Origin of the sequence: Aquimarina mytili, from assembly GCF_016735115.1 — a bacterium.
In the GTDB taxonomy this organism is placed as follows: domain Bacteria; phylum Bacteroidota; class Bacteroidia; order Flavobacteriales; family Flavobacteriaceae; genus Aquimarina; species Aquimarina mytili.
Genome location: NZ_JAERQJ010000005.1, coordinates 17475 through 28644, shown reverse-complemented (window position 1 = coordinate 28644; position 11170 = coordinate 17475). Strand labels below are relative to the sequence as shown.

The 11170-nt window shown below is 34.4% G+C and carries 6 protein-coding genes; 2 read left to right on the top strand and 4 right to left on the bottom strand.

What is annotated here, in order from left to right; translation table 11 throughout:
- Positions 1–123: 123 nt before the first annotated feature.
- From JJQ60_RS13310 to JJQ60_RS13295, 4 genes are all read right to left on the bottom strand, one after another.
- Complete coding sequence (locus JJQ60_RS13310; protein WP_201920838.1) at positions 124–3774, bottom strand: S8 family serine peptidase; 3651 nt, start codon at positions 3772–3774, stop codon at positions 124–126.
- A gap of 159 nt (positions 3775–3933) precedes the next feature.
- Positions 3934–4938, bottom strand: a complete 1005-nt coding sequence (locus JJQ60_RS13305) for a YheT family hydrolase (protein ID WP_201920834.1) — start codon at positions 4936–4938, stop codon at positions 3934–3936.
- A 12-nt stretch (positions 4939–4950) separates the two neighbouring features.
- On the bottom strand, positions 4951–8205 hold the full coding sequence (locus tag JJQ60_RS13300) for a CHAT domain-containing protein (RefSeq protein ID WP_201920831.1): 3255 nt from the start codon (positions 8203–8205) through the stop codon (positions 4951–4953).
- A 92-nt stretch (positions 8206–8297) separates the two neighbouring features.
- Entirely contained in the window at positions 8298–9299 is a 1002-nt protein-coding gene (locus JJQ60_RS13295) for a bestrophin family protein (protein WP_201920828.1), read from the bottom strand.
- Between the two features lie 566 nt (positions 9300–9865).
- On the opposite strand from JJQ60_RS13295, the gene JJQ60_RS13290 reads away from it, so the two are divergent.
- Positions 9866–10153: a hypothetical protein gene (locus JJQ60_RS13290; protein ID WP_201920825.1), complete on the top strand. Its 288-nt coding sequence runs from the start codon at positions 9866–9868 to the stop codon at positions 10151–10153.
- 46 nt (positions 10154–10199) lie between these two features.
- Positions 10200–11162 carry a sodium-dependent bicarbonate transport family permease gene (locus JJQ60_RS13285; RefSeq protein ID WP_201920823.1) on the top strand — a complete coding sequence of 321 codons (963 nt, stop codon included), beginning with the start codon at positions 10200–10202 and terminating at the stop codon, positions 11160–11162.
- The last annotated feature ends 8 nt before the right edge of the window (positions 11163–11170 follow it).

Sequence of the window (11170 nt, the reverse complement as noted above, 5' to 3'; positions counted from 1 at the left end):
TGTTTAAACCGTAGTTCTATATATGCTGTAAGCCGTAACACATTTATTTTGGTAATGTAGCGATATAAAAAAACCCTGAAACTACATGTTTCAGGGTTTTTAAAATTTGATTATTTATTGGTTTTATTTTCTAACAATAATATGCTTGATTTTATCGCCAACACTCAATATATAATGTCCAGCTGGGAATCCATTAACATTTATAGTTTTTGTTTTAGTAAATGTTCCACGATCCATTACCTGTCCTCTCATATTGTAAAGTTCATATGGAACAGTTTCAGGGTTACTTACAGAAACATTTAAATACGATGTTGCTGGATTTGGGAATGCACTAAATGCTGGTTTTTCAGAACCATTAAATGGTGGTCCTTTGGCATCAGAAGCTGTAGCAAAAGCGGTAGTTGTTCCACAAGCTCCAAGATTTGTCCATCCCGTTGCAGTTCTTTCGTATAAACTACCTTGGTAGGTTACGCGATCTCCAGTTTGATAAAATCCTGTGCTACTCCATGGTGCAACACCTTCACATATATCAACAGAACCTCCACCTGAAGTACTAGTAAGAGATACATTATCAATCGCGATATCTGCTTGCCAAGTAGATCCGGTAACCCTGTTGAAACGTAGTTGAACACCACCACCAACATAGGTAGCAAGGTCTATACTAGCATCTAACCAAGAGTTTCCTTTATTACCTGTTTCACTCCAAATAGTTGTCCATGTAGCACCTTCGTCAGTACTAGCATCTACAGCAATACTTCCCATATCAGCGGCACCATACATATGGTAGCTAAATGTGAAACTTGCCTCAGAAAGACCGCTAAGGTCAAAACAAGGAGAGTTTAATACAGCTTGTTTGTTTGGGAATCCGGTTCCGTTTCCTGATGCTTCTACAAAGATATAGTATGATCCTTGTGTAGCACTAGATGGTCCAGTTCCTCTCGATGGAGTTCCGCTAGCATCAACAGTCCAGTTAATATCATCGTTAGTAGCTTGTGTCCAAGCTCCTAGTGTATTTTCAAATCCTTCGTTATAAGGGAAAGCAGTAATACCAGATGTACATCCTGAACCTGTAGTTCCTGCTGTAGTAACATTTAATACTGTACTAGCAGCAGATTCATTACCTGCAGCATCTTTAGCAGTTACGCTAAACTGATACGCAGTACTAGCCGTTAATCCAGTTACATTTGTAGTTGTAGCAGTTACAGTAGCTATTACTGTACTTCCCTGATATACGTCATAACCAGTTACACCTACGTTGTCCGTAGAAGCATTCCAGTTTAAGGTTAAGCTAGTTTCAGTAATATTAGAAGCAGCTAAACCAGCTGGTACTGTTGGCGCTTGCGTATCTGCAGTTGCACCTCCAATAGTCACAGTGTAATCTTCAACCTCTCCATATTGGAAAGATTCACAAGATGTTGGAGTTCCATTATATTTCATAGAAACACGCATTCTTGTATTTCCGTCTTTAGCTCCAGTAGGAACTGTAAACGTTCCGCTTACCGGTGTAGTTTGCGTTGCGGCTTGACTTACGACTTGCTCACCAGCATCTGTAAAATCACCATCTTGATTATAGTCAATCCATACTCCATATCCTTCGTTGTATACAGTACCTGACCATGTTGGTGTAATAGAGATGGCATAATCGCTACCTTTAGCTAAGCTTGTCGAAATAGATGTGAAATCACTATATCCACCAGATCCGGCTGCTGTGGCGTTATCGATAGTTTCTAACTGAACACGACCAATATATTCGTCGTTTGTATTTTGTCCGTTAGAATCACAATATACCAATTGGAATTCTGTAGTAGCGAATGTAACTGTACTACTATATGCAGATGTTGTACCATCATCACACTTACTTCTTACCTGTACTTCATAAGATGTTAACTCAGTTAATCCAGTTAAATCTGAAGAAGTTCCGTTTACAGCACTTGTTGTCCAAGCAGAAGTACCCGCAACTCTATATCTTAGATCGTATGTTGCAGCTGGAACAGCAGTCCAGCTTACAGTAGCTTTATCAAATCCAACGTTAGAAGTATTTACTCCAGTTGGTACTGTTGCATTACAAACAACAGGAGTTCCTGTTAATCCTGTAACGATAAGAGAGAAGTTTTGGCTTCCCCCTGTAAGAGAACCTTTGTGAGTTACTGTAATTGTGTACGAACCAGTAGCACCCGCTACATCAATTCTTTCGTATGGATCTACATTATTATCACCAGTTCCGTTAGTTGTAATTCCTGTTAATCTGTATGGGTTATACGTTGTTGACCCTTTAGTTACTCTAATATCTAAATCATTTACTAGTACTGGAGTGTTAGAGTTAGTTGCAGTAGTAGCAGTCCCCGGTCTATCTGTCCATGAGATAGAAGCCATTAAAGGGTTAATTCCATCAGAATCAACAGTAATTGTATACGTCTGACCACTGTTTAGTGTTAATTCTTCAACTTTAGACTCACCGCTAGAGGCTGTAGAAATAGTTTCAGCAGCAGCTTTAGCATTCATTAACCCCCATCCATAAACGGCATCAGGTCCAGAAGGTCCTGCATCATCTGCAGTATGTAAAGCCACGCCTTTAAGTGTTGCAGCTCTCATAAAGCTTCCGTTTAAGTTGTTATAATGTTGTTGTAATAACAAAAGAGATCCCGTAACGTTTGGCGAAGCCATAGAAGTACCCGTAATACTTTGGTATGCAGTATCACTACTCTCATAGGTTGAATATACACCTGTACCGTTACCAGTAATATCTGGTTTGATTCTGTAATCATCAGTTGGTCCTTCACTACTAGAACTATTGATCGATACACTTACAAGAGTACCATCATTATTTACATTGGCATCTTGGGCATTAGCAACTACCAGGTTATTTTTTGAAGTAGAATGTCCTGTAAGTTTATCATAAGAAGAATTCCCGTCTAGAGGAGCTCCATTATATGAATTTTGATTACCATCGTTACCAGCTGCAACAACCATTAGGTAAAAAGGTGCATTAAACATCACATTATCCCAATTACGAGAATCTTCGATATAAGCTCCAAAGTATTGGTCAGGAACTAAATCACTTCTAAAACCGTAAGAATGGTTTGAAAGTAACATTCCATTGGCAGCAGCAGCAGTAGCTTCAGATACGTCATCATTCCATTTGTATCCTCGTACTCTTGCCTGAGGTGCCATCCCTTTGGCGTTTGCTTGTACTCCAGAAGCCACAACGGTTCCGGTTACGTGCGCAGCGTGAAAATTAAGATCTAGTCCACCTTCAGCAGTGGCATCTTCTACAGAAACACGATTGTTTCCTCCTGGGCCATCATACTCCTGGTGTGATACACGAGCATGTCCACCATCCCATACATAAGCTGTCATATTTTGACCGTCTAGGTTTAATCCTAAAGACCCTCCTGCATTAAGGTGATTTGCTCTGGTTGATCTGGCAGCAGATACATTATATGTTTTATAATAAATAGGTTTACCATCTACTACTTTTTGTAGTTCAGAAACACTTCCATCTTCATGGATTGTTCTTACTTGCCATCCATTTCGTTTAGCGATGGCTAATGCTTCTTTTTTCTGAAATGCTGATTTTTGAGCAGTTTCAGTTTGTAGTTGGTTTAGTTTAGTTAAATTACTTTTTTGAGCCATTGCCGCTCTTTGTACAGGTGTTTGTGCAAAAAGTCCAGCAGATATAAGTAACATTGTTGTAAAAACAAAGATACTCATTTCCTTGGCTGTTTTCCCCGTGAAGCCAATAGTTGAAATAAGGCTTCTGTAGCTTTTTTTCATTTTTGTTGAGTTTGAGTTAGTGTTAGGTTATTTTTCTTGAAGTAATATCAAGAAACGGCCAAAACTCTTAAAATATTGTCAGTAAAAAAAAGATTTTCGACCAAGTGAATGAAAAACTCTTTATAAAACCTTAACAGTGGCTTAACGTCTGTTTAAACTTTATTTTAAGTAAGAAAAAACCTTCTTTGTTAAGGGGTTAGCCGTTGATTTTTCGAAAAAATCGAGGGTTCTCGCCTCATTGTAGTAGGTTATACCCGGAAGAAAAAAACCAACATGACCTCCATATTTTGGAGTTTCCAAAAATAAATTCGAATTTTCTTTGGCTTCTTTTATAGGATAGCATAAGTCGCCCAAAAATGAATCATTCTTTGCGTTAATAATCAAAGTAGGAGTTTGAATATTTTTTAAAAACTGCTTACTACTGCACTTTGTGTAATAATCAATCGCATTTGTATATCCATGGGCTTTACTGGTATACAAGTCATCGATATCCATAAGTGTTTTACAAGCTTTGATATCTGAGATACTTATTTTATCTGGAAAAACGACTTGCCTCTCTAGTAGTTTTGCTTTGAGATGTCGAATAAATCGATTTTTATAAATAAAATTATTGGGTTTATTGATGGCTAATAACGAATCATGAAGATCGCAAGGAGCAGAAATGGCAACACCAGCTTTTACATTTGAAGGAATTGATCTTCCTTCTCCCAAATACTTTAAGGTTATATTACCTCCTAAACTAAATCCACATATTGAAATTGAAGGATAATCGTAAGTATCAATAATATGTTTAATAATTCGATCCAGATCATCACTCACCCCGGCATTGTAGGATCGATACAATCGATTGACCTCGCCACTACAATTTCTAAGATTAACGGCGGCTGCATCCCAACCGTTTTGATTTAGATGTTTGGCAAGCCCCATAATATATTGCCGTTGCGCATTGCCCTCTAGACCATGAATGATAATGGCAAGTTTTTTTGATTTTTGTGGCGATGTATAACTCCAATCTAAATCAATAAAATCGCCATCATCCAGCTCGACCCGTTCTCTTTTTTGTTGTATATCATCTATCGTTCGTATAAGATTAGGATAAATGGTAGAAATATGGTTGTTTCTAAAAAACAGAGGAGGAGTATAGTTGGAGTTAAGTAGTGGCATTAATACAAAATATTATCTTTTGGTGTTATTTTTTCTATACCAAAATACAATCAAAAATAGAAATGCTAAAATACCTAAACCCAAAATCCAATATAATTGAGTATTATTATCAAAATGCATAGGTGTAGGATCTCCTACTAGATAAAAACCTCCCCAATAAAATGGATCATTTGTAAATGTATCGGCGGTATTCAAATACTGTAATTTAGCTTGTTGTAATGCCTTGGCTTTATTCATTCCTGCCTTAAGATTGGTATAGAAGTATTTCATTAGCTCGGGAGTGGTTTGATCCGATACTTCCCAACTGGTGAGTAACAAACTCTTGGTTCCCGCATATTGAAAAGCATTTCCTAGGCTCATAATACCTTCTCCTTTAGCTATTTTACCGGTTCCTGTATTACAGGCGCTAAGTACAGTAAGCTCTGCTGGGATGTTAAGCGCAAATAACTCGTGGCTATAGAGCAGGTTGTCTTCAATTGTATCTTTACTTTGGGTAAAGTATAGTTTTGAGTTCTCTGGGCGTTCGTTATCAACTTCACCATGCAATGCCAGGTGAAGAATATTATATTTATTGGCATTTTTCTTAAAATTAGCTTCTACAGCTTCTGGCCCATAATAATATTGTCCGTCAATAATATTGGCGATAGCTTTAATTTCTTTACGAGTTCCTGGCAAGTCATCTCCGGTATCTCTAAGAGTTGCCAAACTCATGATACTTGTATTCACAATGTTAGCATCATGAGAGAATGAAAACGCAAGACATTCTTGTCGTTTTTTAGATTGCATTTCACTTTTAAACGGATTAAATAACAAATTAGCTGAATTGGCATAGCTTATAGCATAATTCTTGAGCAGATAGGATAATTCTTTTGGATCATTGGAAATATCATTTTCAGTAAGTAATAACTCAAAATTAACATGCCATAAGGGTCCATCTGGAACAATTATAAGTTCATCTCCAGCAAAACTATTTGCAATAGGTTCTATTAGTTCGGCATACAATTGATGTGCAAATTTTTTATACTCTTTTGTGTTTTTAGAAGTAATGCTATTGCGATATTCTTGGACCTCCTTTAAAAGTTTTGGAGTAGACAATTCTTTAATGGAAAATGTGTTTTTAGTAACTGTAAAGGCGTAAGTAATATTATCTGAAGTAAAAAATTCTAATAAGGTTGTTTTATTACTTAATTTTTTTTGTATTTCTAAGACTGAAATAAGATTATTTTGATGTTTTAATTTATAATATCTTGGATAATGACTCTCGAAAACCTTTATCAATGAATCCTTTCTTCGGGTAATATCAAATAATTTACTTTGATATGATAAAACTTTAGTGGTGTCTATAGTCTTATTAGAATACTCTTTGCTAATTTGCGATTGATAAAAAGCATTATCAATTCTTAGCTCTTTTTCGACTTCAATTAATTTTGAAGGTAAACCAGTAAATTGAATAGCGGCAGAGTTATTTAATAACTCAATCATTGTATTACTCTTACTTTTTTCCGAAAGATACATTGTTTCATGTAAAGTAATAGAATCACGATTAGTTTTAAATAATAATAACTTTGCCTGTATATTACCTTCGTATATATCTTTATGTCTTTCAGAAGATGCCAGTTTATCTGCATACTTATTATTATTCTTTCTTAAAACGTCTATTATTTCATTTAATTCTTGATAACCCGATAGACTATTTTTAAGGTTCTTAATATCATGATTTTTTTCGTAGAGTTTTCTATAAGTCTTTGCTTTGTAGTCTAACGTTTTTAACAAAACATTTAGCTGATAATATTTATTAATTTCAAATGTATTTATATCTAATCTAGTATTAGCGTTCAATGCTTGCTCATATTTCTTTATAGCTTCAATATATCCTAATTGGTCATAAAAAATTTCACCTATCAAGTTATAGGAATCCGCAACAAAGGAATTTTTCTCTCCTAGCATTTTCAATCTTATTTTTAAAGAAAGTTCGGCAAATTTTAATGCCTGTTTATAGTCTTTTTTCTTTCTATAAAAAGTTCCAATCTGGAAATACGATTTATGTGTGAAGTGATGCTGTTCTCCAAATTTTTTTAGACTTAATTCTAACGCTTGTCTAGAATTACTCAAAGCCTTTTCGAATTGATTTTTTGCACTATATAAATAGGCTATGTTGCTGTAAAAATAAAGAAGATAAGAATGATCTTTACCTAAAGATCTTTTTGTTATTTCCATACCCTTTTCGTAATGATATAGAGCCCTATCATAATCATTTCTATGTGAAAAAATATTCCCTATATTATTATAAACTTGTATCAATCTATAATTATCCTTTCCATACTGATTAGTCACTAATTTTAGAGCTTTTTTGTAGTGATCTAAAGCCAAATCTAATTTTGTCTCGTTTGCAAACACAATGCCCATATTAGTATAATAAATCCAAAGATCATTAGAGTTTTTGTTTTTCAGTTTAATGTCTAAAGCCTTTGCTAAGTATTTTTTTGCTAAGACCATATTTTGGCGTTCAAAAAATAACAAACCAATTGTGGTACATGAGCGAGCGAGCTCGACGTGATTGTTATCTAAAATTTTAGTTCTAATACTTAAAGCTTTTCTAGAAAAATTTAGAGCCTTGTCGTATTTTCCAATTTCTTTATAAACTATGCCTAGATTAAAATATATATCTCCAACTTTAAGATCATTCTCACCAAGTTTGTTAATTCGTATTTTTAAAGCTTTATTTAGATAATCTAACCCTTTTTCATATTCTTCTTTTCTATAATAAATCATACCTAAATCATTATAAGATGAGCCCATTTTTGGATGATCTTTAGGTAATAACTCTGCTCTGATTTTTAATGTCTTTTTGAAATATGATAATGCTTTTTCGTAATCAGAGTTATTTTTAAAATAATAACCGATGTTTTTGTACGCTTCAGCTTTTTCCAAATTATCATTTGGGAGATATTTATTGCTGATTTCTAATGCCTTTTTGGCATTTAATAATGACTCGTCATTCCTACTACTAATACTATTGGAAATATTATTATAACAACTCGCTACTTTTTTCCAAACCTTTGCTTTTTCATAAATAGGTAATGCCTTTCTAAAGTATATGATAGAGCTATCGAGTTTTCTTTTAAGTAATAACGAATCTGCTTTTTGATAGTATTTCCTAGCGAGCAGGGTATCCTTTTCAACTTGAGAATATGTAAAGTGACATGAAACGATAAAAATGGTAATATGGGAAATGGATAGAAAAAAAATTGATTGTAATTTTTTCATAAAATAGTGTGGCTTAAATGGCGATAGGTAGTTAAAAAAGCTAAAGTGTCATTGTTCTAAACAATATATGTTTTCTTTAATTTTAAGTCGCCTTAATACAGAATATTATCTTTTGGTGTTATTTTTTCAGGCAAATTTTCTTCATCCAACATATCGCGCAGGTCAATTTCTATGGTCTTGCATAGGGCCGTCATAGGTACATCATTTACACGGCCTTCAAATGGGTCTTCGCTATTGCTTCCGATTTTTTCCATGGTGGTAAATATCCAGGATACTAATACTGATAAGGGGATCATTAAAAAGATAAACCAAGGTTGAATATCTTGGTGCATATCTTGAAGCTCAGATTCAAATACATTTAACATTCCAAAGGGTAATAGCAGTACAAAAATCCAGGTAAAAACAGTGCTAAAATAGGCATATTGCCTGGGGAACGGTGTGTTTTTGATACGTTCACATTTCCCCTGAAGATTGTACAATTCTTCAAGAACACCATGAAACAACTGTTTGTCGAATTCTGTTATTTTTCCTTCACCACATAGTTTTTTGATATGCAATCCTTGATTTTTTACAATATGCGTAGCTGTATTTTTTCGTTCTAATAAATCTGCATATTCTTCTTCAGAGACAAAATCTTTGGTAGCATCACATGCTGGTTTTTGCTCTCCATGCTTTTTAAATAAACGCTCAACCGCAGCATTCTCTTTAATTGAAAAAGAAGTGGGTTGTCTTAACTGAATCCTAAGGGCATTGATCCAGGCAACATGTCGATGAATTAAAATACTTTTTGTTTGATGATCATCATTAACAAGACTTAGTACCTGATTTGCCCATGTGCGAGAATAATTGACAATACCTCCCCATATTTTACGTGCTTCCCAAAAGCGATCATAACTCTGACTGTTTTTAAAACCAATATAAAAAGCTACAGCAATACCAATAACCGAAAGAGGCTGAAAAGGGATATCAATAAAGGTCCAATCTAAAAAATAATAGAGCGAAAAGATCCCCGCAGTATATAGTACAAAGAAAATAAGATTCTTCCAGGCATATCGAAGAATAAGCCCCCAGCCAATGTTTCGTTTGATGTACATATGTGATTTTTTGTTCTAAAATAAGAAGACTCAACAGCTTTTCAAAACCTGTTGAGTTTTATTCAGATATTTTTAATCGGTCAACGCAATAGATTTGTAAAGCCAGCTTTATCATAAATCCATAGTTATATTTCATGAAAAAGTAAATTCCTCTTAGTACTTATGAAATACGTAAGTATTTGATTATGTGTTATTAAGAAGTTTGATAAGATACGATTCATAAAAATTGATTATGCTTAACATTATAAATATAAATAAAAATATATGAATTAGTATCCTCACTTTTGTACGCGGTTTACATAAAATTTTACGTAAAAAGAAATATAAGCCAATAGTTAAACTCAAAAAAAGTACCAATGAGAATTATCTATACTACTGCGTTAATAGTACTACTGGCAATCCCGTTTTTTTTGTCTTCACTACACAAATACCTGTTTATGCATGAGTTAGTCTTATGTGTTTTCATCCTTTTATGCGCATGTGTTTTCAAAAATTTGGATACCAATAAAAAGCTTACAAGAGTATATACAAAAAAGAAAATTTAATAACTACTAAAATTCAGAATTATGACACTTACAGATCAAAAAATCAAATTACTTGACGGAACTTTTACACCATCTGAAGCTTCAGATATTTTAAACACAATTGTTGATAAGAAAATCAATTTTCATAAGCTACAAAGGCTTAGTATTATTGAGCAAAATTGCGATGATGAGACTCCGCATTTATATTCCAGGATGGACGAATTGATTAAGGCAAAAGAAGCCATTAAGGAGATGATTTTGGAAGCCAGAAAAGAAGGGGTAGAGCTAAAGATTGAAAGCGATATCCAAATTACCTTTATTCAAAATTAAAACTGAGTGTACAATTTATTAATTACAAAATCAGAGCTATTCTTTTATGGATTTACATTTATTAATAGATAATCTTACCAATCCTGCATTGTTGTTTTTTTTTCTTGGAATTATAGCAGTACGGTTAAAAAGTGATTTAGAAATCCCAGAAAGCTCTTCGAAGTTTATTTCTCTTTATTTATTACTATCTATAGGTTTTAAAGGAGGGCAAGAACTGTCTCATAGTGAGCTAAACGGAGAGATTTTCTGGTCACTTGGATTTGGCGTATTATTAGCGCTTCTTGTGCCGGTCTATACATTCTTTATATTACGGCAAAAATATAATGTCTCTGATTCGGGTGCGATTGCAGCATCCTATGGTTCTGTAAGTGCGGTAACTTTTGTTACCGCACTTACATTTTTAGAGATAGAGCAAATCCAATTTGGGGGGCATATGGTTGCCGTGATGGCTATTATGGAAGCTCCTTCTATAATGGTAGGTGTTCTTTTAATGTCAATAATGAATAAGAATACAGAAGATGCAATACCTTTAAAAAAGATTTTAAAACACGCCTTAACTAACGGCAGTGTACTTTTAATTATTGGGAGTCTTGTTGTTGGGTTTCTTGCCAGTGAGCAGCAAGCAGAAGGGATTAAGCCATTTACGACGGATATTTTTAAAGGCTTTCTAGCGGTCTTTCTACTGGATATGGGAATAACCAGCGGAAAGAAAATATCTTCATTCTTGAAAAAAGGGTGGTTTGCCACGGTGTTTTCTCTCGTAATTCCACTGATTAATGGTATAGCGGTTGCTATTATCAGCACCATGTTTATTGAAAGTATCGGGAATCGATTTTTATTGGCCATTCTTGCAGCTAGTGCTTCTTACATAGCCGTACCTGCTGCCATGCGATTAGCGGCGCCAAAAGCCAATCCAGGACTTTATGTACCTATGGCACTTGCCGTTACCTTTCCGTTTAATATAACATTAGGATTACCTCTTTATCTTTATATAGTGCAAATTGTTTAAATCGAATT